Here is a 21,953-nt window from a genome sequence, read left to right as displayed (position 1 = left end):
TTCCAATGCCGGCTTCGAGGAAAGCCTGCCGGCTATTTGTCTTGCCGGCGGGTCCTTAGAGTGAAGTGGCTTGACCCTATTGGCTCACTCACAAGGAATGTGAAATGAAACTCGAACCTGGCGCGCGCTCGTACGATACCGGTGAACTGGAAAAGGAAGCGGCCCTGCTGCCCAGAAACCTGATCGAAGGCATGAACCAGCGTGATGGCGAAAACGAGGGAGGGCTGACGCTTTCCCGCGAACATATCGTCACGCTCAATCAGTATGTGAAGTATGTCACCGGCCTGCCGACCGAAACCGCGTCGCTGGTGCCCTGGCTTGGCTACACCGACATCAAGGAGCCGGTACTGTCGGTCAGTGCCATGCGCACGACCTTTCTCAACCTGCACAAGCATGCCCGCGCCTGGGGCACGCTGTCCGACGAGTGCAAGAAGCTGTCCGCCGAGCTGGGGGTGTGTGCCCGTGGCATCAACACCACCGGCGAGGGGGTGATGCAGGAATGCGAGAAGACCAAGGCCCTTGGCGGGCGGCGTGATACGTGGGAGTCCGTGCAGTTCGCAGCGCCGGTTGCGTTGAGCTTCGGCGACCGGGAGATCGTCTCGTCGCTGGTGGACTACATGGAGGTGCTCAAGGATGAAGTCGAGCATTTTCACGCGCGCGTAAGCAGCGTGCGCAGCCACACCGAAACCTTTCGCGACACCGCGCGTTTCGAGCTGATGAACGAGGTCGCCCTCAAGACCGACGCCATCGAGCGTCACCAGGCCAGCGGTGCCACCCAGGCCCTGCGCGATGAGCTGGCGGCGCTGGACAAGGAAATCGACAACCTCAACAAGCAGTACGACGAGTACGTCAAGGCGGCCCTGTCCGGGCTGGCGGCCGGCCCGCTGGGGGCGGTCATCTCAGGCTCGATCTACGGCTCCAAGGCCGAAAAGGTGCGCAAGACCCGCAACCGGGTGCAGAAGGAACGCAAGGCTGTGGGGGCGCGCCTGACGGCGGCGGTCAACCTGGAGGGACGCCTGCAGGTACTCACGACCCATATGGATGAACTGGCCACCCGCCTGCAGGAGGTGGTGACCGCTTCCTCGCACCTGCAGACGGCCTGGCAGACCATCGGCACCTACATCGAAGCGTCCATCGAAAAGCTCGAAAAGATGAACGACAGCCGGCAGCTGGGCATTTTCATCATCCATTTCAGAAACTTTCTCTCGCAGTGGGCGTTTATCGAAGCCTGCTCCATCACCATGAGCCGGGTCTTCGACGACACGCTGTGGGCCCAATAAGGAGCTACCCATGAGCAACATTCTTCAATTTCCGCTGGGCTGGGATGATCCGCAGTTCGACAGGGTCCTGCGTGCCGGTGCCGCCTACCTGAAGGCCGCCCAGGACAGCCGCTATGCCTTCCTGCCCCTGTTGCACGAGCGTGTGGAGCGCAATGCACGCTGTCTTGACGACAACCTCCAGCAACTGATGCGCCATGCCGATCGCATCATCGTCGCGATCAAGAGCAATGACCTGGGCGGCCTCGAAAAGGACATCGACCCGAACGATGATCCCGAGGACATTGCGCAGTATCTGGAGGTGGCACAGGACGCCATCGGCGAGATTGCCGTCAAGCTCAACGATCAGTTGGGGCAGTTGCGCACGGCCACGGCTCAGATCACGGCCATCCCGGTCTATGACTCCAGTGCCGACAAGGCTCGCTATCAGGGTGAGCTCGACAGGCTGGCGGCCAATAGCAAGGCCTGCGAAGACGAACTGGCCGTGCGGCGCGAGGCCCTGGCCAGTCTTGACGAGGCGATCAAGGTACTTGAGGCGGCCCAGGTGGAATCCACCTTCGGCGGCCTGTTGCCGACCACCGAGCAGCTCAAGGCGGCGGCGGATGTCATCGCCACGGGCGGACTGTCGGTCGAGGCAGTGCAAGGCGCGCTGAAGAAAATTGGCGAAATCATCGGTGCGGCAATGGAAGGCATGCGCTATGCAACGATGCTCGAGCAGCGCCGAGGGATGCAGAAGCAGCACGATGAACTGCAACTGCAACTGACCGCGATGGCACGGGACAAGACGCGCCTCCAGGCCCAGTGCCAGCACCTTGAGGCTTATGCCGAGCTGGTCACGTCACGCGAGCAATGGCTGGCCGGCATCAGGCGCATCGCCGTGCAACTGAAGCCGGTTTGGGATCGGCTCATCGCCTGCAGCATCGACGATGTGCAGGCGTTGAGAGCGGTCAGCGAGCTGGTCGAGGCGTTGAAAGCCTACAAGAAAAAGATCAAGGCCGAGTATGTTGCCGGCCTTTGAGTGAAGGGCGCAAGGCGCTGCAGGCTGTGCTGGCCAGCAGCGCCTTGCGGCTTCTGGATTGCTCTGGTGATGACCCACAATGAACAACATTATTCAAAGACTGAGGCATCCACTGCCTCAGGATGAGCTGGATACCCAGATAGCCCTGATTCCGCTGCAATTGGTGCAGGATCTGGAGGAGGAGGGGCGAATCGACCTGACGTTCACCCGCGAACACGTTGCCGTGCTGGATGCCTACATGGACCATGTGATGGCGATACCGACCCGGCGGGAGGCCTTTCTGCAGTGGTTGGGATACTACCGTCACCCGGACCCCGAGCTCGACTTCTACCCGATGCAGGTGTTGTTCCATCGCATCAACCTCCACGCCGACTCATGGGGGCGGTTGAAGCAGAAAAGCATTCAGTTGCCCATCGCGCTGATCAACTGCGCCAGCTCCATCAGCCTGTCAGGCGAGCGTGCGCTGCTGGCCTGTGAACGTACCAAGGCGTTGGGCGGGCGCAGGGAGGCTTGGCAAGGCGTGCAGTTCGAGGTGCCCGTGCAACTGGATGCACCAGACCGAACCCTTGTGCTGGAGATGGCACGGTGGGTGGCCAACCTCAAGAACTCGGCGGGCGTCTTCCAGTTCCAGGTCGGCGAAGTACGCAAGGAGACCGACAGGTTTCGTGATGACGCCCGGTTCGAATTGAGGCCGGCACTGGGGCGCAAGATCGAGCGCCTGGTGGCATCCGGCACAAAGGAAGGGAACCTGGGGCTACTGGCGCAGCGCATGCGAAATCTGGTGGTACGCCTGGAAGACGTCACCACTGCTGCGTCGCACCTGCAGACCGCCTGGCAGTTCATCGAGACCTATCTGGACGCCTCGATCGGCAAGTTGCACAGCATGCAGGACAGTCAGCAACTGGCCAGATTCGTCATTCACTTCAAGAACTTCCTGGCGCAGTGGTCATTCATCGAAGAGTGCGCCAGGCGTCTTCAGAAACGCCTCGAGTAAATGCTCCGGGGCGCAGCCTCAGCGTACCTGGATGTCGCAGTCGAAGCTCATCGCCGGCTTGACCTCCGGTGCCCAGGGTTGCTGATACACCAGCAGCAGGTGGCCGCTGCCGCTGGCGCTGGCCTTGAAGCGCCACAGCGATCGGCCGGCACTGCCCACCAGGCCGGTGTCTTCGGGGTTGCTGTAGACCTCGGGGCCCAGCGCCGCAAGTACGCCGTTGGCCGGATTCTGCAGCAGCCAGCGATAACCGGTACTGGGGTTGCTGGGCAACGCCAGGGTGATGGCCTGGCCGACATCGAGCGTCACCGGGCACTGGCTCTGTTTCTCCACCAGCAGCGGCTGTGGAGGTGTGGGCTGGCTGGCACAGTTGGCCAGGAGTATCAGGCTCGAACTCAGTAACACACGGGATGCGGTCATCATGACTCCTGGCTCGCGGAGGGTCCGGGCAGCCGATAATAGGGAAAGTGTGCTGCCTTGGGAAGATTCTCACGCTTCGCTGCCGGGTGCCCGCGCGGGCTGCCTGCAGCCCGCGCTGTTTATGTTACCGCTGTTTCAGAACAGCACCTTGGCCACGTCGCTGAAGCGCCTGGCAAAATGCACCTGCAGGCCGGCCTTCAGGTAGCCGGGCAGTTCTTCGAAGTCGCCGCGGTTGGCTTCCGGCAGAATCAGCTCGTGGATCTTCTGCCGGCGCGCCGCAATCACCTTCTCGCGTACCCCGCCAATTGGCAGTACCTGCCCGGTCAGGGTCAGCTCGCCGGTCATGGCCACGCCTTTCTTCGGTGCCTGGTCGCGTGCCAGGGACAGCAGGGCGCTGGCCATGGTCACCCCGGCACTCGGGCCGTCCTTGGGCGTGGCCCCTTCGGGCACGTGCAGGTGAATGAACGACTCGTTGAAGTAGCCTACCTCACCACCGTACTGCTTGAGGTTGGCGCTGACGTAGCTGTAGGCGATCTCGGCGGATTCCTTCATCACCTCGCCCAGCTGGCCGGTGAGCTTGAAGCCGCGGTTGAGGGTGTGAATGCGGGTCGCCTCGATCGGCAGCGTGGCGCCGCCCATGCTGGTCCAGGCCAGGCCGGTGATCACGCCCTTGCCCGACAGCACCTGCTCGCTGCGAAACACCGGCATGCCGAGTGAAGCTTCGAGGTCCTTGGGGCCGATCTTTATCACTGCATCGGGTGTGTCGATCAACTGCACCACGGCCTTGCGCACCAGCTTGCCCAGTTGTTTTTCCAGCTGGCGCACCCCGGCTTCACGGGCATAGCCTTCGATAACCGTGCGCAATGCGCTGTCGCTGATACCCAGGCTGGCCTTGGCCACGCCGGCCTTGGCCAGTTGCTTGGGCCACAGGTGACGCTTGGCGATGGCGACCTTTTCCTCGGTGATGTAACCGGACAGGCGGATCACCTCCATGCGGTCGAGCAGCGGCCCGGGGATGGCATCGAGGGTGTTGGCGGTGCACACGAACAGCACCTTGGACAGGTCCAGGCGCAGGTCCAGGTAATGGTCGAGGAAGTCGACGTTCTGTTCCGGGTCCAGGGTTTCGAGCAGGGCCGAGGCCGGGTCGCCCTGGTAGCTCTGGCCCATCTTGTCGATCTCGTCGAGCATGATCACCGGGTTCATCACCTCGACGTCCTTGAGCGCCTGCACCAGCTTGCCCGGCTGGGCACCGATGTAGGTGCGCCGGTGGCCCTTGATCTCGGCCTCATCGCGCATGCCGCCGACGCTGAAGCGGTAGAATGGCCGCCCCAGGGACTCGGCGATGGACTTGCCGATGCTGGTCTTGCCCACGCCCGGCGGGCCCACCAGCAGCACGATCGAACCGCTGATCTCGCCCTTGTAGGCGCCCACGGCAAGGAACTCGATGATGCGATCCTTGATGTCATCCAGGCCGGCGTGGTGCTGGTCGAGCACCTTGCGTGCATGCCTGAGGTCGAGCTTGTCCTTGCCGTACACGCCCCAGGGCAGGGCGGTGGCCCATTCCAGGTAGTTGCGGGTGACGGCGTACTCGGGCGAGCCGGTCTCCAGGATCGACAGCTTGCCCATTTCTTCGTCGATGCGCTTTTGCGCCGCAGCGGGCAGGGTCTTGCCTGCCAGGCGCTGCTGGAACTGCTCCAGGTCGGCGCTGCGATCGTCCTTGGTCAGGCCCAGCTCCTGCTGGATGACCTTGAGCTGTTCCTTGAGGAAGAACTCGCGCTGGTGCTCGCCGATCTGGCGGTTCACCTCGGCAGAGATCTCGTTCTGCAGGCGTGCCACCTCGACTTCCTTGCGCAGCATCGGCAGCACCTTTTCCATGCGCTTGAGCATGGGCACGCAGTCGAGTACTTCCTGCAGCTGGTTGCCGGTGGCGGAGGTCAGGGCGGCGGCAAAGTCGGTGAGCGGCGAAGGGTCGTTGGGGCTGAAGCGGTTGAGGTAGTTCTTCAGCTCTTCGCTGTACAGCGGATTGAGCGGCAGCAGCTCCTTGATCGCGTTGATCAGGGCCATGCCGTAGGCCTTGACCTCGTCGGTCGGTTGGCTGGGCTGGTGCGGGTATTCGACTTCCACCAGGTAGGGCGGGCGGTGGTGCTTGAGCCAGGTGCGGATCCGCACGCGGGTCAGGCCCTGGGCGACGAACTGCAGCTTGCCGTTCTCGCGGCTGGCGTGGTGCACCTTGACCAGGGTGCCGTACAGCGGCAGGGCCGAGGTATCGAAGTGGCGATGGTCTTCGGGCGGGGTGTCCATGAAGAACAGCGCCAGGTTGTGGTGCGGGGTCTTGGCCACCAGGTCCAGGGTCTCGGCCCAGGGTTCTTCGTTGACGATCACCGGCAGTACCTGCGCGGGGAAGAACGGGCGGTTGTGGATCGGGATCACGTAGACCTTGTCCGGCAGTTGCTGGCCGGGGATGGCGAGGGTGCGACCGGTGTGGTCGGAGGCGTCGAGATGCTCGACTTCAGCGTCTTGGTCGGGATGTTCGGGGAGATCCTGCTGGTCGCTCATGGGGCACCTGCGTGAATGACTATGGTGCTTAGATGGGGCGGGAGGGGGGAGGTTTCAATGGGCGGACAGGTATGTGCAGTACCGGGCGGCCCCTTCAGCGACAAGGCCGGCGCCTGCCGGGCCATGCTGTCACATGGTCCTGCAGGCGCCGGCCTTGCCGGCGAAGGGCTGCACGGCAGCCCAGGTTCAGCGGTCGATCACTGCGCCAGTTTGTAGGCGATCACGTAATCGCCCATCTTGGTGCCCAGCGAACCGTGCCCGCCAGCCATCACCAGCACGTACTGCTGGCCATCCTTGCCGGTGTAGGTCATCGGCGTGGCCTGGCCGCCAGCCGGCAGGCGCGATTTCCACAGCTCCTTGCCGGTGTTCACGTCATACGCACGCAGGTACTGGTCCAGGGTGCCGCTCAAAAAGCCCAGGCCGCCAGCCGTCACCATCGAGCCGCCCATGCTCGGTACACCCACCGGCAGGCCGATCGGAATCGGCGAGCTGTCGCGGCTGGTGCCGTTCTTGTGCTTCCACACCACCTTGTTGGTGGTCAGGTCGATACCGGCCACATAGCCCCAGGCCGGGGCCTGGCACGGTACGCCCAGGGGCGACATGAACGGGTGCATGATCACCGCGTAAGGTGCGCCGGTGTTGGGCTGCACGCCACTGGTCTCGCTTTCGCGCTTGCTGCCCTCGGCCACTTCGGCACGCGGCACCATCTTCGACACGAAGGCCATGTAGTTGGGGCTGGTGAACAGCAGCTGACGCACGGGGTCGACCGACACGCCGCCCCAGTTGAACACGCCCACGTTGCCCGGGTAGATCAGGCTGCCCTGCTCCGACGGCGGGGTGTACTGGCCCTCGTAGCGCAGTTCGCGGAACTGGATACGGCACAGCATCTGATCGAACGGGCTGGCGCCCCACATGGCCGCCTCGGTCAGGTCCGGGCCCAGCAGGTTCAGGTCCGAGCGGGCCTGGGTCGGTGCGGTGTGGTCGCCCTTGACCGCGCCCTGGGGCGCCGGGATCTCGCGGATCGGCACGATGGCGCTGCCGTCACGACGGTCGAGCACGTACAGGCTGCCCTGCTTGGTCGGAGCGATCAGCGCAGGTTTGACGCCGTCGGCGGTCTTCAGGTCGAGCAGGGTCGGCTGGCTGCCGACGTCCATGTCCCACAGGTCGTGGTGGGTGAACTGGTAGTTCCAGCGTACCTTGCCGGTGGCCAGGTCCAGGGCGACGATGCCGGCACTGAACTTCTCGGCACCTGGGGTGCGGTCGGCGCCCCACTGGTCAGGGGTCTGGTTGCCCAGTGGCAGGTACACCATGCCCAGCTTCTCGTCGACGCTGGCCAGCGACCACATGTTGGCCGAGTTGCGGCTGTAGGTCTTGCCCGGTGCCAGCGGCGCGGTCTCGTCCGGGTTGTCGCTGTCCCAGTTCCAGACCAGACGACCGTCATGCACGTCGTAGGCACGGATCACGCCCGAGGGCTCGTTGGTGGACTCGTTGTCGGTGACGTGGCCACCGATGATCACCAGCTCGCGAGTGATCGCGGCAGGCGAGGTGGAGTAGTAGCCACCGGCGGTGAACGGGCCGATGCCCTGGGTCAGGTCGACCACGCCCTGGTTGCCGAAGCCTTCGCAGACCTTGCCGGTGTCGGCGTTGATCGCGATCAGGCGCGCATCGGCGGTGGGCAGGTACAGGCGACGCGGGCAGCTGCGCACCACGGCCTGGCCGGCTTCGGAGATTTTCGGCGCAGGGGCGCCGTCCATGTTCACGTAGTTGTTTTCGTCGTAGTACGACACGCCACGGCAGGTCATGTGGGCAAAGCCCTTGAAGCCCACCGGGCTCTTGATCTGCGGATCGAAGCGCCAGATCTCGGCACCGGTATCCGGGTCCAGGGCCAGCACCTTGCTGTGCGCGGTGCAGGCATACAGCTTGCCATTGACCTTGAGCGGGGTGTTCTCGTTGGTCAGCTCGACCGGGTCATCGCTGGTCGGCAGGTCGCCGGTGCGAATGCGCCAGGCCTCTTCGAGCTTGTGCACGTTGTTCGGGGTGATCTGGCGCAGCGGCGAGTAGCGGTCACCGAATTCGGTGCGCCCGTAGGCCTGCCAGTCGCCATCGGGCATGGCCGGCGCGGTGCTGCTCAGCTCGGTGCTGTCGCGGCCCAGCTCGCCCTTGATTTCACCCGGGAAGGTGAACTGGCTCGCCACTGCGGTGGCGCCCGACAGCACCACCGCCAGGCTCAGCAGCCCGGTGTTGAGCTTGCCGGGCTGGCCCAGCAGCGGGCGGCGTGCCCACGGCAGCAGCAACACCACGCCCAGGGCGAACCACAGCGACAGGCGCGGTACCAGTTGCCACCAGTCCAGGCCGACCTCCCACAATGCCCACAGGGTGCTACCCAGCAGCACCAGGCCGTACAGGCCCAGCGCGGTGCGGCGCAGTGCCAGCAGCAGCACGCCCGACAGGGCAAAGCCGATACCGGCGATCAGGTAATACAGCGAGCCGCCGAGCTGGCTCAGCTTGATACCGCCGGCCAGCAGCGCCAGCCCCATCAGCAACAGCAGCACGCCGAGCAGTCTCGGCAGCCAGCGGGTTCTACTCAAGGCACCATCAGTGCTCATCGTGTGTTCTCCATCAAGGTGAAAAGGTTCGAGCCGCAGGGCCCGTTCAGAAGCTGCTCTGGATTTTGAGGCCGCCGATCAGCGCGTCGTCCACGTGCCCGACCCCGCCCGGGTGGCGGATGTACTGCAGGTTCGGGCGCACGGTCAGCCACTGGGCCAGGTGGATGCCGTAATACAGCTCGGCGCTGTACTCGGTGTCCTGGACGGGCAGGAAGGCGGGGTTGTCGTAGTCGAAGAGGGCATTGGCGCGGTTGCGGGCCTCGGCGTTCCTGCGATAGGCCGGGTTGACGTGCACGCGAGCGAGGGCGAAGCCGATGTCGTCCTTGGCGCGGGCATCGAACAGCCCTTTGTAAACCACACCTGCCTGAACATAGTTGTCGATGGCATTGGTCTTCTTGTCGTGCAGCGTGGCATTGGCAAAAACGCTCAGGCCACGTGAGTGATCGCTGGCCAACGACGTCACCTGCTGCTGTGCCCCCAACCAGAACCCGTGCTTGCTCGAGCTGCTGCGATAGTCCTGGCCACTGAGGGCTGCCGGTTGGCCGTTGCCGTCCTTGTAAACATCTTGTGCCTTGGCACTACTGTAGTAGTAACCGGCGCGATATTCCCCTTTGAGGCCGTCGATGGCCGGCGTCCACACCAGTTCCACCGGCAGTACTGCGCCCTGGGTGCCGCTGCCGCTGAGCTTGAAGCCGTTCTGGCGCTCGAGGTTGGAGGGGTTCTGTTCGTAGGCACCGACCTGGGCGTAGAGTTCCGGCGTAAGGTGGTACTTGACGCGCAGGGCCCACTGGCTCACCGGCCAGTTGTACCAGATGCTGCCGGCCCAGTTGCCCACCTGCGAGCCGCAGAAGGCCAGGTTCTGGAAGTCGCAGGGGAAGCTGTTGAAGTCCTCGCCCTGGCCGAAGCGCCCGACCTTCACGTCGAGGTCGCCGTCCAGGTACGTCTGCTTGAACCACATCTGGGTCAGCCGCCAGGTCTGGCCACGGCCCCAGACTTCCTGGGCCGAGGTGAAGCCGCCCACCCGCGGATCGTTGATGCGATCGTTGCTGATGTTGTTGCCGTGGCGCTCGGTCACGGTCAACTGGAATTCGGCGCCCTGCCAGCCGAGGATCTTCTGCAGGTCCAGGTGGCTGCCCAGGCTGAACTGGTCGCTGTAGCGGGCGGTGTTGCTGTGGTCGTGGCCACCGTGCAGGTTGCTGCCCATCTCCCCGGTGTAGCCCAGAGTGAAGTCGTAGCCGCGCTCGGCCAGCGCCGAGCGTGTGCCGCCCCAGTCGCCGAGCATCCAGGGCGAGTCGCCGTCGAAGAGGGGGGCGGCCTGCAGGCTGCAGGCCAGCGTGCTGGCGGCCAGGCCTGCCAGCAAGGTCGCGGCGGCGGGGGGCAGATGATGGAACTGATGCATGAGATAGCGCTGTCTTTTGATTGTTGGAAGAACGGCAAATTGCCCGAGATGCAGGCATCGTCGAGGGCAAGGCAGTATCAGGAATAGGTGAAGCGGTTCAGCTTGAGGCGGGGAGGATATAGGCGAACGTGCCGGAAAAAAAGCCGGATCAGCAAGAGTGACCGTTGCCGGATGGGTAACAATCCGGCAACGGTGTGGGTTCAGAAGGTGGTTCGCAGGCCTACCTGGACGCTGCGACCCGGCGCTGGGGCGATGTCGCGCAGGATCGAACTGGCATAGCGTACGGTCTGGTCGGTGAGGTTTTCGCCGCGTACGAAGGCCAGCCATTCACTCTGGCCGATCTCGAAGCGATAGCCCACGCTGGCCCCCAGGGTGGTGTAGCCGTCGGTGCTGGTTTCATTGGCCGGCTTGCGATGCTGGCTGCTGGCATGCTGCACGTCGACCCGTGCCTGCCAGCGTTCAAGGTTCCAGGTCAGGCCGCTGTTCAGGCGCAGCGGGGCAATGCGAGGCAGGTCTTCGCCGGTATCCAGGTTCTTGGCGCGGGTGTAGTCGCCAGACAGTTCCAGGGCGAAGCTGCCGTAGGCGTTTTCCAGCAGTTGCCAGCGGTCCTGGGCTTCGATGCCATAGAAGCGGGCGCGCACGCCGTGATAGAGGTATTCGGGCACGTCGCCATGCTCGTGATCATGGTCGTGATCGTGATCGTCATCCCCGTGATGGTGATCATGCCCTTCGCGCAGGTTGCCGCTGGCCAGCAGGCCGATGTAGTTGCGGAAGTGGCTGTAGAACACGCCCACGCTGCCCTTGTGCGTGCCGTTGTCGAAACGCAGGGCCAGGTCGCTGGAGATCGCCTTCTCCTTCGAAAGCCCCGGGTCGCCCACCTCGTAGGTGCCGGTGGCGACGTGAGCGCCATTGGCATACAGCTCGTAGAAGGTCGGTGCACGTTCGGTGTAGCCCAGGCTGGCGGCCAGCGACCACACCGGGGTCAACTGGTACACCGCACCCGAGGACAGGCTGGCGGCGGTGAAGCTGCTGGCGCTGTCGGCCTGGGCGAAACGTTCGCTGCCCTGGCTGTCGGGGTCGACCCGGGTGTGCTCCAGGCGTGCGCCCAGGCTCAGGTCGAGGCGGTCGGTGGCCTTCCACTGTTCGAGCACGAACAGCGCCAGGCTGTCGGTATCGGTCTGCGGCACGAAGGCTTCTTCGCCCAACGCCGAGAACTCGTTGCGGGTGACCTGGGCGCCGATCACGCCTTCCACCGGCCCCAGCGGCTGGTGCCGAGCCTCGACGCGGGCCTCGTAGCCCTTGTTCTTGAAGGTGGTATGCACCTCGCCGCCTTCCAGCTCCTGATGCTTGTAGTCGGTGTAGCCGGCGTCGAACTTGAGCGAGCTGAACGGGCCGTCGAGGTCGCGCAGTTCGGAGGCAAAGGCGTAGTGGTCCTGTTCCATGGCCAGACGCACGCCGGGCTCGGCCACCGAACCGTAGTTGGCATCGTAGCGGCTGTAGGACAGGCCCGCGTAACCGTGTTCCCAGTTGTACGAACCGCCGACGGCACCACCGTCCTGGCGCCCGTCGCTGTTTTCCAGGCGATGCTTGCCGCCGGGTTCGTCGGCATCGCGCACCTTCGAACTGCGGGCGTAGCCGGGGATGCGCAAATCGTTGAACTGGCGGCTGTTGGCGTCCAGGTGCAGGGCGAAGCGGCCATCGCCGGCTTCCAGCTTGCCCGCACTGCTGCGGGTGGTGTCGGCGCCCCCGTAGCGCAGCTCGCCGGCACCATGAATGCCTTGCACCGGCGCGTCGGGGATGCGGTTGTCGAAGGTGTTGACCACCCCGCCGATGGCATTGCCACCGTAGAGCAGGGCGGCCGGGCCGCGCACGATCTCGACGCGCTCGACGTTCACCGGGTCCAGTGGCACGGCGTGGTCGTACGACAGCGAAGAGGCATCCAGTGCACCCACGCCGTTGCGCAGGATACGGATCCGGTCGCCGTCCAAGCCGCGGATCACCGGGCGGCTGGCGCCCGGGCCGAACCAGGTGGAGGCGACGCCGGGCTGGGTGTTCAGGGTTTCGCCCAGGCTGCCCTTTTGCTGCAGGGTCAATGTGTCGCCTTCGAGCACGCTGCTGGGGGCTGCCAGCGGGGTGCCCAACGGGTTGGCGGTGATGACCTGGGGTTGCAGTTCAACCGCGTGGCTGGGCAGCGAGGCCAGCCACAGTGCGGCGGCAAGGGGGGAGAGGTGGAGCGGCAGGTGACGCATGGTGCGGTCCTTTGGCAGTTATCGTTTTGGTTACAATATAACATTACCGTAAAACAATAAATGCCAAGGTGCTGTCCAGAGCCTTCGTGGTCACTAGAATCACCTCAGGTGCCCTTGATCGAGAAAGGCCGCACCAGGTGCTGACGCGCCGCCGCACCTGGGCTAAGGTGCGCACCTTCGTTTGGCTGGAGCACAGGCATGACTGCCGCTGACAACAACCCGCTGCATGGCGTGACACTGGAACAGATCCTCACCGCGCTGGTGGCGCACTACCAATGGGAAGGGCTGGCGCAGCGCATCGATATCCGCTGCTTCAAGAGTGACCCGAGCATCAAGTCGAGCCTGACCTTCCTGCGCAAGACGCCCTGGGCGCGGGAGAAGGTCGAGCGCCTGTACCTGAAGCTGCAACGCGGTCGCTGAGCCGATGCCGGTGGCTGACCGTCGCATGGGCATCGGCCTGCTGGCGGGCCTTGGCTGGGCGGCGTTGACCATCCAGCTGTATCTGGTGCTGCTGGCGCGCTGGCAGGATCAGGCCAGCCTGCTGGGCGGGCTGGTGAATCTGTTCGGTTATTTCACGGTGTTGAGCAATACCCTGGTGGCCACGGTGCTGACCCAGGCGGCCTTTGGCCGTGAATCGGCGGCGCGGCGCTGGTGGCTGTCGCCCTGGGTGAGTTCCGGGGTGGCGGTGAGCATCGTGTTCGTGGCGCTGGCCTACAGCCTGTTGCTGCGTCACCTGTGGCAACCGCAGGGCTGGCAATGGCTGGCCGATGAGCTGCTGCACGACGTGATGCCGGCGGCCTATGCGCTGTACTGGTGGTGGTGCGTGCCCAAGGGGCAGTTGCGTTTCACGCACCTGCTGGGCTGGCTGGTATACCCGCTGGGGTACTTTGGGTATGTGCTGGCGCGCGGTCACGGTATCGGTTTCTATCCGTACCCGTTCGTCGATGTGGCGAGCCTGGGCTATGCGCAGGTGCTGCTCAATGCGCTGGCCATGCTGGGGGGCTTCATTCTGGTCGGCGTGCTGCTGATCGTCCTCGACCGCTGGCAGGGCAGGCGCCTGGCACGGGCCCAGGCGCAACCCTGAAGGTCGACGCTTATTCCTCGTCGTTGGGGTCCAGTCGCCAGTAGGCGGCCGCCTTGAGGTACGCCTCGTTCACGCCTTTCTCTTCCAGCAGCAGGCTCTTGGCCTTGCGCGTCAGCGCCTTTTCCAGGGCAACCCAGGCGTACAGCGTGCCCGACGGCAGGCTCAGGTCGCGCAACACCTGCAGCACGTCCTGCTGGTGGCGCCGTACCCAGATCACCTCGACCTGCGCCGCGCTGGGCAGCGGCTGGCGTTCCTGGTCGTCCTCGATTTCGATCACCGCCAGCACCTGGCGTCCGGCTGGCAACTCTTCGAGCCGGCGGCCGATGGCCGGGATGGCGGTTTCATCGCCCACCAGCAGGTAGCTGTCGAAGATGTCCGGCACCACCAGCGAGGCGCGTGGCCCGGCGATATGCAGGTAATGGCCGGGTTCGGCCTGGGCCGCCCAGGTGGAGGCGGGGCCATCGCCGTGCAGCACGAAGTCCAGGTCCAGCTCGCCGGCGGCCAGGTCGATGCGCCGCGGGGTGTACTCGCGCATGGTCGGTCGCACGTCGGTGGCGCCGGGGTTGTCCAGGGCCACCTGTTCTTCGGGGGAGCAGGCGAACATGAGTTTGACGTGGTCGTCGCTGCCGACGCTGAGAAAGCCCTGCAGCTCGGCGCCGCCGAGGGTGATGCGGCGCATGCGCGGGGTCAGCTCGGTCACGCGCAGTACCTCGAGGCGGCGGCGCTTGATCTCGTGGTTGACGCGATGGATCGAAAGGTTGGGGCTGTCCGTCATTCGGAAGTCTCCTGGGTGGGGGTTGCCGGGCCGGCAACGATGGCTTTTGCGGTGTCGTTGAGCAGGGTGCGTACCCGCTCGATCTCTGCGGGGTTCCAGCGCCCGGCGTGGATCTGCAAGGCATGGCGCAGGTTGTGTACGGCTTCGTGGATTTCCGGCGGACGGTCGTGCACGCGCATCGAGCGCTTGCTCACCTCGATGCGCGTGCGCACGCCGTCCAGGGCGATGGCCTGGTCGACCAGCGACTGGCGCCCGGCGTCGGTGACGCTGTAGAGCTTCTTGCTGCCGTGGACTTCGCCGCTGATCAGCTCGCTCTCTTCGAGAAAGGTCAGGGTCGGGTAGATCACGCCGGGGCTGGGGCTGTAGCCGCCGTCGAACTCGGCCTCGATCTGGCGGATCAGGTCGTAGCCGTGCCCGGGCTTTTCCGAAAGCATGGCCAGCAGCAGCAACTTGAGATCGCCGGGGGCGAACACGCGGGGGCCACGGTCGCCGCGTTCACGGCCGTGCCGGCGCTCGAAGCCGTCATGGCGCTCGCCGCTGTCGCGGTGGGGTGGGTGATGGTCACGCATGGACTGTCTCCTGTCTGCGTTTCGATGTATCTAAAGATATTACTCAAGATATATCTTAACGCAAGGCGTGGAGATGATTATTTTTCGCATTTGGCAGTGATCTGTTTCGCCGGCAAGGCCGGCTCCTGCACGCAAGCGTGTGGTTGGTGCAGGCGGGCGAATGGCTTCAGGGCTTCGAAAGGTCTTGCGTTGCCACCAGCGGCGGCGTGCACAACGTGTTGCCCCCCGGTTGCAGGTACGGCAGCAGTATCGGCGCCATGCCCTTGAGCACCTGCACCGGCAACGCCGAGGTGAACTTGAATGCCTCGGCCGCGCGCCCCGGCACGAACGCCGTCAAGGTGCCGAAATGGTTGTCGCCCAGAAAGAACACGAACGTCGCGGTGCGGTTCAACGAACGCGAACCGATCAGCCGCCGGCCAGCACCGAAGCTCTCGATGCGGTTGTCCCCGGTGCCGGTCTTGCCGCCCATGGTCAGCAGGGTGCCGTCGGGCAGCTTGAAGCTCCCCGACACCCGTCGTGCCGTACCGGCGTCCACCACCTGCGACATGGCCCCGCGCAGGGCCCGCGCCACTTCCACCGACAGCACCCGCTGGCCCCGGTCCGGGTCACCGGCCAGGCGCAGTTCATAGGGCGTGTCGGCGGCGAAGTGCAGGGTGTCGATACGCAGCACCGGCAGGCGCACGCCGTCGTTCTGGATGATGCCCACCAGCTCGGCCAGCGCCGCCGGGCGGTCGCCCGAGCTGCCGATGGCGGTGGCCAGCGATGGCACCAGGTGATCGAACGGGTAGCCCACGCGCTTCCAGCGCTGGTGAATGTCGAGGAACGCCTCGATCTCGACCATGGTACGGATACGGCTGTCACGGGCGCCCTTGTGCCGGCTCTTGAACAGCCAGCTGTAGACTTCCTGGCGTTCGAAATGGCTGGCCAGCACCGCGTCCTGAAAGCTTGCGGTGGGGTTCTTCAGCAGGTAGCCCAGCAGCCACAGGTCCAGCGGGTGCACCCGGGCGATGTAGCCCTGGTCGGGCAGGTCGTAGGTGCCCGGGCCGTAGGCGGCATACAGGCCTTCCAGACGCTGGTCGGTCAGTTGGTCCTTTTTCAGCGGTGGCCGCTTGGCCGCCCCTGGCTCGGCCTTCATGTGCGCGCGCACGAAGGCGTTGAAGGTGGCCTGGTCGGCCTCGGGGAACAGGTAGCGGTGCACGGCGGCCAGGCGGATCGGCGTGACCCGCAGGCTGTCGAGAAAGGTGTCCAGGCGTTCCTGGGAGGTCTTGCGCTGGTACTTCTTCCAGAACCGGCGCATGAAGTCGGTGCCCTCGCGGTCGGCGAAGCGGGCAAGGTATTCCTGGCGCCGCGGCTCGGCATCGTCCTTGAGCAACTTGCCGCTGTTGCCCGGTGCCGAATAGGTGCTGTAGCGCACCAGGTCGCGCATCAGGCGAATGAAGGGCAGGTTGATCGACTCGCGCAGGGCATCCTTGAGGGTCGGCATGCGGCCGTTGTCCTCGCGGCGAAAGTTGTTGAACACGTGCATGCCGCCGCCGGTGAAAAAGGCTTCGCCGGGGCTGGCCGAATACTTGCGCTCCAGCGCCGCGTCGAGCATCGCGGTGATGTTGCGGTCCTTGTTGCGGGCCAGGTAATCCAGGGCCCAGCGGCTGATGAAGTCGGTGTCGGCCACCTCCACCTTGCTCAACTGGGCCGGGGTCATGTCGACGTACTTGTCGTGCAGCTCGGCGATGATTTCCAGGTACTGGGTCAGCACCCGCAACTTGGCGGTGGAGCCCAGCTCAAGCTTGCTGCCCTCGTTGATGTCGAACGGCTGGTCGGTGCTGTCGGTCTGTACCCGTACCCGCGAGCCGTCGGCGGTGCGTTCCAGCAGGGTGAAGCTGTAGCGCACCTGGGTGGTGCTGGTGGGGGTCAGCAGGCGTTCGCCAATCAGCCCCATCTGCGCCGCAAAGGCCGGGTCGGCGAGGCTCTTGAGGTACTCGCTGACCTGCCCCTGCAGGTCGGCCTGCAGCGTGCTGGTGGCCGACAGGTCGAGGCGGTCCAGGTCGTACAGCGGGCGCCCCAGCGCCGACGACAAGCGGCTGCGAGCCACGCTGATGCCCTTGTTGGTGACGATGGGCACGATGGTCGGCTGCGCCACCCAGTCGCGAAACACCACCTTGCTTGCCAGCGCGGCATCGGCCAGCGGGCGGTCGATGATGTTGTTGGCGGCCAGCAGGCGCACGTGGCTGTCGGTGAGGGTGGCCAGTTCGTTGCGACCCTTGGACAGAAAGTGCGACGGGCGGCGCTGGGCAATCATCAGCGACAGCACCTGGCGCAGCGCCAGGCCACGTGCGGTCAGACTGGCCGGGTCGCTGTCGGTACTGGCCAGGGTCTTGTTGACCTCGGCAAAGTCGGCGCCGTACCACACCCGCAGGCCCTCGGCCATGCCGTGCACTTCGCCGTGGCCGGGTACCGCCGACAGCGGCACGCTGTTGAGGTAGTCGCGCACGATGCGCTGGCGTGCGCCCAGGGTCTGCGGCCCGTCCTGGTAGGCGCGCACGCTGGCCGAAATCATCTGGCGCAGTTTCTCGCTGCCCGACACCGTGAGGCCATCGGGGGAGTGGCGGTATTTTTCCAGCTGCGTGGCCAGCGTGCTGCCGCCGGCCGACTGGCCGGGCAGGGCCAGGTGCTTGGCGACCTGACTGTAGGCGGCCATGGCGAAGCGCGGCCAGTCCACCGCCGGGTTGCTGCGCGGATCGGCGGGGTCGAGCAGGTCGCGGTTCTCGATGAACAGCAGGCTGTGCACGATCACCGGCGGGATCGAGGCGAAATCCGGGTACAGGTGCTGCGGGTAATGGAACTGGTACAGCGCGTCGCCCTTGCAGTCGGTGATCGACAGGCCGGCCTGGATCTTCTCGGCATAGGGCACGAAGAACCCGTGCTGCACATAGTTCATCAGCGCCGGCGAAAAACGCGCCTGCTCGACGATCACGTAATCGCGCTTGAACAGCCGCGGCAGGAACTCGCCCAGCGCGCTGTAGCCCAGACGCTTGTCGAACGGGCCTTCGCCCGGGTAGATGACGGCATCGCTGGGGCCCTTGTGCATCGAATAGCTCAGGGTGGCGGCGAACTGGCTGAACTCGCGCGCCTGCAGGCGCGAGGTGTGCATTTCACGGGCGATCGCCAGGCCCAGCAGTACCAGGGCCCCCAGCACCAGCAGGCCGAACAGCCACCAGCCATAGCGCCGGCGGGGACGTTTGGGCAATGCGGGAGTATCCGGTTGTTCTGCGGCAGCCTGCGTCTTGTCTGGTTCCGTTTGCCACTGTGCGCCCATAGTGTTCAGCCCGGCTGCGTATGTTCGTCTCGCTTGCCTGAAGCTTAGACGCTGGTCGCAATTGATGAAAAATTTGTGGGTTGCCAGCGGCAGGTTCGCCAATCACGGCGCGAACATGCGCCTTTGGTGCAAGGTTGTGTTGCCCCGTTTTGGTGCTATGTTAGCCGCCCGGTTGACACCCGCACGGCCAAGCGCGGGTAATGCCACTCCGAATAAGCGGTAATTGCCGAGAGTTCTCGCCAAATATCGGGGTTTATATAGTGAAAAGCCCTGTAGCGGCCTTCCTATACTGCTCGCCCCTTTCGCTCGGCCGGTGCTCCGCGCACCGGTCGACGTGCTTGCCCACAAGGTGAGCCCGGCGCGGCGAAACAGCAGCCTATCGGCGCTGTACAGCCTGCACGAAGGGTTATATCCAATAACAAAATGAGGTTGTATTCCTATGCCAGTCGGCAACCACCCTTCTCATGGTGAGACCGCCCAGGGCGGCCCACTCAAGCGGGAACTCGGCGAACGTCACATTCGCCTGATGGCGCTGGGCGCCTGTATCGGTGTCGGGCTGTTCCTCGGTTCGGCCAAGGCCATCGAAATGGCCGGGCCGGCGATCATGCTGTCCTACATCATCGGCGGCCTGGCGATCCTGGTGATCATGCGCGCGCTGGGCGAGATGGCCGTGCACAACCCGGTGGCCGGGTCCTTCAGCCGCTACGCACAAGACTACCTGGGCCCGCTGGCGGGCTTTCTGACCGGCTGGAACTACTGGTTCCTGTGGCTGGTGACCTGTGTCGCCGAGATCACCGCGGTGGCCATCTACATGGGCATCTGGTTCCCGGACGTACCGCGCTGGATCTGGGCGCTGGCGGCGCTGGGCAGCATGGGCGCGATCAACCTGGTGGCGGTGAAGGCCTTCGGCGAGTTCGAGTTCTGGTTCGCCCTGATCAAGATCGTGACCATCATCGCCATGGTGCTGGGCGGCATCGGCGTGATCGCCTTCGGCTTCGGCAACGACGGTGTGGCGCTGGGCATCTCCAACCTGTGGAGTCACGGCGGCTTCATGCCCAACGGCGTGACCGGCGTGCTGATGTCGCTGCAGATGGTGATGTTCGCCTACCTGGGCGTGGAGATGATCGGCCTTACCGCCGGTGAAGCGCGCAACCCGCAAAAGACCATCCCGCAGGCCATCGGCTCGGTGTTCTGGCGCATCCTGCTGTTCTATGTCGGCGCGCTGTTCGTGATCCTGTCGCTGTACCCGTGGAACGAGATCGGCAGCCAGGGCAGCCCGTTCGTGATGACCTTCGAGCGCCTGGGCATCAAGACCGCAGCCGGCATCATCAACTTCGTGGTGATCACCGCGGCGCTGTCGTCGTGCAACGGCGGTATCTTCAGTACCGGGCGCATGCTCTACAGCCTGGCGCAGAACGGCCAGGCGCCGGCCAGCTTTGCGCGCACCTCGCGCAACGGCGTGCCGCGCAATGCACTACTGCTGTCGATCGGCGCGCTGCTGCTGGGCGTGCTGGCCAACTACCTGGTACCTGAAAAGGTCTTCGTGTGGGTGACCTCGATCGCTACCTTCGGCGCGATCTGGACCTGGGTGATGATCCTGCTGGCGCAACTGCGCTTTCGCGCCGGGCTGAGCCAGGCCGAACGGGCCGCGCTCAAGTACCGCATGTGGCTGTGGCCGCTGAGTTCCTACCTGGCCCTGGCGTTCCTGATCCTGGTGGTCGGCCTGATGGCCTACTTCGAGGAAACCCGCGTGGCGCTGTTCATCGGCCCGGCGTTCCTGGTAATGCTGACGGTGCTGTACCACGTGTTCAAGCTGGCGCCCAAGGGCGACAGTGAAGCAGTGGCGGCATCCAGCGCATCCTGATGTACACAACCCCGGCCCAGGCCGGGGTTTTTATGTGGCTGTACTGCCCCTTCGCCGGCAATGCCGGCTCCTGCAGGTGAGGAGTCGGCGACGTCGTTACGCCGCTTCGGCGTTGGGCTCGAAACTGTCTGCCCGCGCCATCTGCCACATCCGCGAGTAGAACTCGCCGTTCACCTCGCCGGTAAGCAGTTCACCCGGCTTGAGGAACACGTGCAGCTGCGAGAACAGCTTGATCTCGGTGGCCGACATGCGCCGCACCAGGTGCTTGGCCTCCAGCTGCGAGGGGTGATCCAGCCCGGCGGCGGCGAGCATCTCGGCCAGCGCCTTGAGCGTGTTGCGGTGGAAGCTGAACACCCGCTGCGCCTTGTCCGGCACCACCAGCGCCCGCTGGCGCAGGCCGTCCTGGGTGGCCACGCCGGTCGGGCACTTGTTGGTATGGCAGCTTTGCGACTGGATGCAGCCGATGGCGAACATGAAGCCGCGCGCCGAGTTGGCCCAGTCGGCACCGATGGCCAGCACGCTGGCGATATCGAACGCACTGACGATCTTGCCGCTGGCGCCCAGCTTGATCTTGTCGCGCAGGTTCAGCCCCACCAGGGTGTTGTGCACGAACAGCAGCCCTTCGCGCAGCGGCACGCCGATGTGGTCGGTGAACTCCACCGGCGCGGCGCCGGTGCCGCCTTCCTTGCCGTCGACCACGATGAAGTCGGGCAGGATGCCGGTCTCGAGCATGGCCTTGGCAATGCCCATGAACTCCCACGGGTGGCCCAGGCAGAACTTGAAGCCGACCGGCTTGCCGCCGGACAGCTCGCGCAGCTGGGCAATGAACTGCATCAGCTCGATGGGGGTGGAGAAGGCGCTGTGGCGCGACGGCGAGATGCAGTCTTCGCCCATCATGATGCCGCGGGTGTCGGCGATTTCCTGGGTCACCTTGTGCTTGGGCAGGATGCCGCCGTGGCCGGGCTTGGCGCCCTGGCTCATCTTGATTTCGATCATTCGCACCTGCGGGCTGCTGGCCTGCTGCGCGAAGCGCTCGGGGTCGAAGCGACCGTCCGAGGTGCGGCAGCCGAAGTAGCCGCTGCCCAGTTCCCAGGTCAGGTCGCCGCCATGTTCGCGGTGGTAGGGGCTGATGCTGCCCTCGCCGGTGTCATGTGCGAAGTTGCCGAGCTTGGCGCCCTGGTTGAGGGCGCGAATGGCGTTGGCGCTGAGCGAGCCGAAGCTCATGGCCGAGATGTTGAACACCGAGGCCGAATAGGGCTGGGTGCACTGCGGGCCGCCGACGATCACCCGAAAGCTCTCGGGGTCGCTGAGCGGTGCCGGGCGCATGGAGTGGCCGATGAATTCGAAGCCCGACTGGTAGACGTCGATCAGGGTGCCGAACGGCTTGTCGGCGGTTTCGTTCTTGGCCCGCGAGTACACCAGCGAGCGCTGGGCGCGGGAGAAGGGCAGCGCATCGCTGTCGGATTCGAGCAGGTACTGGCGGATTTCCGGGCGGATGCCCTCCACCAGGTAGCGGATATTGCCCAGGATCGGGTAGTTGCGCCGCACCGCATGGCGGCTCTGCAGCAGGTCGAACAGGCCCAGCAGGCTGAGCAGGCCGGTGACCAGGGTGAAGGGCCACAGCCAGTCGTGGTGCAGGAACGGCAGGCTGGCGAGGGTGAACACGACACACGCGGCGAAGAAGGCATAACGGCTGAGGAGGGAGAGGCTCATGCGGGTTCCTTTTGCAGGCAATCCAAGACCTTATATCGAATGGGGGATTGGATGCCAGTGAACCCATCAAGACAGCGTTGCGGCCTTCGCCGGCAATGCCGGCTCCTGCACACACCGCA

Annotated in this window: 15 protein-coding genes; 6 read left to right on the top strand and 9 right to left on the bottom strand. The window is 64.9% G+C overall.

What is annotated here, in order from left to right; all coding sequences use genetic code 11:
• The first annotated feature begins 104 nt into the window (after positions 1–104).
• From MF6396_RS13600 to MF6396_RS13590, 3 genes are all read left to right on the top strand, one after another.
• Positions 105–1,280, top strand: a complete 1,176-nt coding sequence (locus MF6396_RS13600) for an alpha-xenorhabdolysin family binary toxin subunit A (RefSeq protein WP_054914767.1) — start codon at positions 105–107, stop codon at positions 1,278–1,280.
• A 10-nt stretch (positions 1,281–1,290) separates the two neighbouring features.
• Positions 1,291–2,295, top strand: a complete 1,005-nt coding sequence (locus MF6396_RS13595) for an alpha-xenorhabdolysin family binary toxin subunit B (RefSeq protein WP_078480596.1) — start codon at positions 1,291–1,293, stop codon at positions 2,293–2,295.
• A gap of 79 nt (positions 2,296–2,374) precedes the next feature.
• Positions 2,375–3,289: a hypothetical protein gene (locus MF6396_RS13590; RefSeq protein WP_054914765.1), complete on the top strand. Its 915-nt coding sequence runs from the start codon at positions 2,375–2,377 to the stop codon at positions 3,287–3,289.
• A gap of 18 nt (positions 3,290–3,307) precedes the next feature.
• Here MF6396_RS13590 and MF6396_RS13585 read toward each other — a convergent pair whose 3' ends face one another.
• The 5 genes from MF6396_RS13585 to MF6396_RS13565 form a co-directional block, all read right to left on the bottom strand.
• Positions 3,308–3,706 carry a protease inhibitor I42 family protein gene (locus MF6396_RS13585; protein ID WP_078480594.1) on the bottom strand — a complete coding sequence of 133 codons (399 nt, stop codon included), beginning with the start codon at positions 3,704–3,706 and terminating at the stop codon, positions 3,308–3,310.
• Positions 3,707–3,841: 135 nt separating this feature from the next.
• On the bottom strand, positions 3,842–6,262 hold the full coding sequence (lon, locus tag MF6396_RS13580; protein WP_043862009.1) for an endopeptidase La: 2,421 nt from the start codon (positions 6,260–6,262) through the stop codon (positions 3,842–3,844).
• 197 nt (positions 6,263–6,459) lie between these two features.
• Complete coding sequence (locus MF6396_RS13575; RefSeq protein WP_043862008.1) at positions 6,460–8,868, bottom strand: glucose/quinate/shikimate family membrane-bound PQQ-dependent dehydrogenase; 2,409 nt, start codon at positions 8,866–8,868, stop codon at positions 6,460–6,462.
• Between the two features lie 46 nt (positions 8,869–8,914).
• A complete protein-coding gene (locus MF6396_RS13570; RefSeq protein WP_058540955.1) occupies positions 8,915–10,267 on the bottom strand; it encodes a carbohydrate porin in 1,353 nt (450 codons plus the stop codon).
• Positions 10,268–10,467: 200 nt separating this feature from the next.
• Positions 10,468–12,516: a TonB-dependent receptor gene (locus MF6396_RS13565; protein WP_078480593.1), complete on the bottom strand. Its 2,049-nt coding sequence runs from the start codon at positions 12,514–12,516 to the stop codon at positions 10,468–10,470.
• 198 nt (positions 12,517–12,714) lie between these two features.
• Here MF6396_RS13565 and MF6396_RS13560 point away from each other — a divergent pair, with 198 nt between their 5' ends.
• Both MF6396_RS13560 and MF6396_RS13555 read left to right on the top strand, forming a co-directional pair.
• Entirely contained in the window at positions 12,715–12,936 is a 222-nt protein-coding gene (locus MF6396_RS13560) for a VF530 family DNA-binding protein (protein WP_043862005.1), read from the top strand.
• Positions 12,937–12,961: 25 nt separating this feature from the next.
• Positions 12,962–13,600, top strand: a complete 639-nt coding sequence (locus MF6396_RS13555) for a Pr6Pr family membrane protein (protein ID WP_376787183.1) — start codon at positions 12,962–12,964, stop codon at positions 13,598–13,600.
• A gap of 10 nt (positions 13,601–13,610) precedes the next feature.
• On the opposite strand, the gene MF6396_RS13550 is transcribed toward MF6396_RS13555, so the two are convergent.
• The 3 genes from MF6396_RS13550 to MF6396_RS13540 form a co-directional block, all read right to left on the bottom strand.
• On the bottom strand, positions 13,611–14,375 hold the full coding sequence (locus MF6396_RS13550) for a siderophore-interacting protein (RefSeq protein WP_078480591.1): 765 nt from the start codon (positions 14,373–14,375) through the stop codon (positions 13,611–13,613).
• Positions 14,372–14,944, bottom strand: a complete 573-nt coding sequence (locus MF6396_RS13545) for a PadR family transcriptional regulator (protein WP_054914759.1) — start codon at positions 14,942–14,944, stop codon at positions 14,372–14,374. Before MF6396_RS13545 ends, MF6396_RS13550 begins: the two co-directional genes overlap by 4 nt.
• 166 nt (positions 14,945–15,110) lie before the next feature.
• Entirely contained in the window at positions 15,111–18,257 is a 3,147-nt protein-coding gene (locus tag MF6396_RS13540) for a transglycosylase domain-containing protein (protein WP_078480590.1), read from the bottom strand.
• A 439-nt stretch (positions 18,258–18,696) separates the two neighbouring features.
• Between MF6396_RS13540 and MF6396_RS13535 the strand changes: the two genes are divergently transcribed.
• Positions 18,697–20,121 (top strand): amino acid permease, encoded by a 1,425-nt coding sequence (locus MF6396_RS13535; RefSeq protein ID WP_043862000.1) that lies wholly within the window; start codon positions 18,697–18,699, stop codon positions 20,119–20,121.
• A gap of 96 nt (positions 20,122–20,217) precedes the next feature.
• Here MF6396_RS13535 and MF6396_RS13530 read toward each other — a convergent pair whose 3' ends face one another.
• Positions 20,218–21,834 carry an FMN-binding glutamate synthase family protein gene (locus MF6396_RS13530; protein WP_054914757.1) on the bottom strand — a complete coding sequence of 539 codons (1,617 nt, stop codon included), beginning with the start codon at positions 21,832–21,834 and terminating at the stop codon, positions 20,218–20,220.
• Positions 21,835–21,953: the final 119 nt, after the last annotated feature.

The sequence above is a fragment of the Pseudomonas sp. MF6396 genome, from assembly GCF_002018915.1.
Taxonomy (GTDB): Bacteria; Pseudomonadota; Gammaproteobacteria; order Pseudomonadales; family Pseudomonadaceae; genus Aquipseudomonas; species Aquipseudomonas palmensis.
Note: the sequence above shows the minus strand (reverse complement) of the source record. Positions and strands in the feature narration are given on the sequence as shown.

Bases quoted from the DNA above. Each gene is read 5' to 3' on its own strand.
- MF6396_RS13535 (WP_043862000.1), top strand. From the start codon at position 18,697: ATGCCAGTCGGCAACCACCCTTCTCATGGTGAGACCGCCCAGGGCGGC.
- MF6396_RS13560 (WP_043862005.1), top strand. From the start codon at position 12,715: ATGACTGCCGCTGACAACAACCCGCTGCATGGCGTGACACTGGAACAG.
- MF6396_RS13555 (WP_376787183.1), top strand. From the start codon at position 12,962: ATGGGCATCGGCCTGCTGGCGGGCCTTGGCTGGGCGGCGTTGACCATC.
- MF6396_RS13565 (WP_078480593.1), bottom strand. From the start codon at position 12,516: ATGCGTCACCTGCCGCTCCACCTCTCCCCCCTTGCCGCCGCACTGTGG.
- MF6396_RS13540 (WP_078480590.1), bottom strand. From the start codon at position 18,257: ATGGGCGCACAGTGGCAAACGGAACCAGACAAGACGCAGGCTGCCGCA.
- MF6396_RS13590 (WP_054914765.1), top strand. From the start codon at position 2,375: ATGAACAACATTATTCAAAGACTGAGGCATCCACTGCCTCAGGATGAG.
- lon (WP_043862009.1), bottom strand. From the start codon at position 6,262: ATGAGCGACCAGCAGGATCTCCCCGAACATCCCGACCAAGACGCTGAA.
- MF6396_RS13585 (WP_078480594.1), bottom strand. From the start codon at position 3,706: ATGACCGCATCCCGTGTGTTACTGAGTTCGAGCCTGATACTCCTGGCC.
- MF6396_RS13570 (WP_058540955.1), bottom strand. From the start codon at position 10,267: ATGCATCAGTTCCATCATCTGCCCCCCGCCGCCGCGACCTTGCTGGCA.
- MF6396_RS13550 (WP_078480591.1), bottom strand. From the start codon at position 14,375: ATGACGGACAGCCCCAACCTTTCGATCCATCGCGTCAACCACGAGATC.
- MF6396_RS13530 (WP_054914757.1), bottom strand. From the start codon at position 21,834: ATGAGCCTCTCCCTCCTCAGCCGTTATGCCTTCTTCGCCGCGTGTGTC.
- MF6396_RS13600 (WP_054914767.1), top strand. From the start codon at position 105: ATGAAACTCGAACCTGGCGCGCGCTCGTACGATACCGGTGAACTGGAA.
- MF6396_RS13575 (WP_043862008.1), bottom strand. From the start codon at position 8,868: ATGAGCACTGATGGTGCCTTGAGTAGAACCCGCTGGCTGCCGAGACTG.
- MF6396_RS13595 (WP_078480596.1), top strand. From the start codon at position 1,291: ATGAGCAACATTCTTCAATTTCCGCTGGGCTGGGATGATCCGCAGTTC.
- MF6396_RS13545 (WP_054914759.1), bottom strand. From the start codon at position 14,944: ATGCGTGACCATCACCCACCCCACCGCGACAGCGGCGAGCGCCATGAC.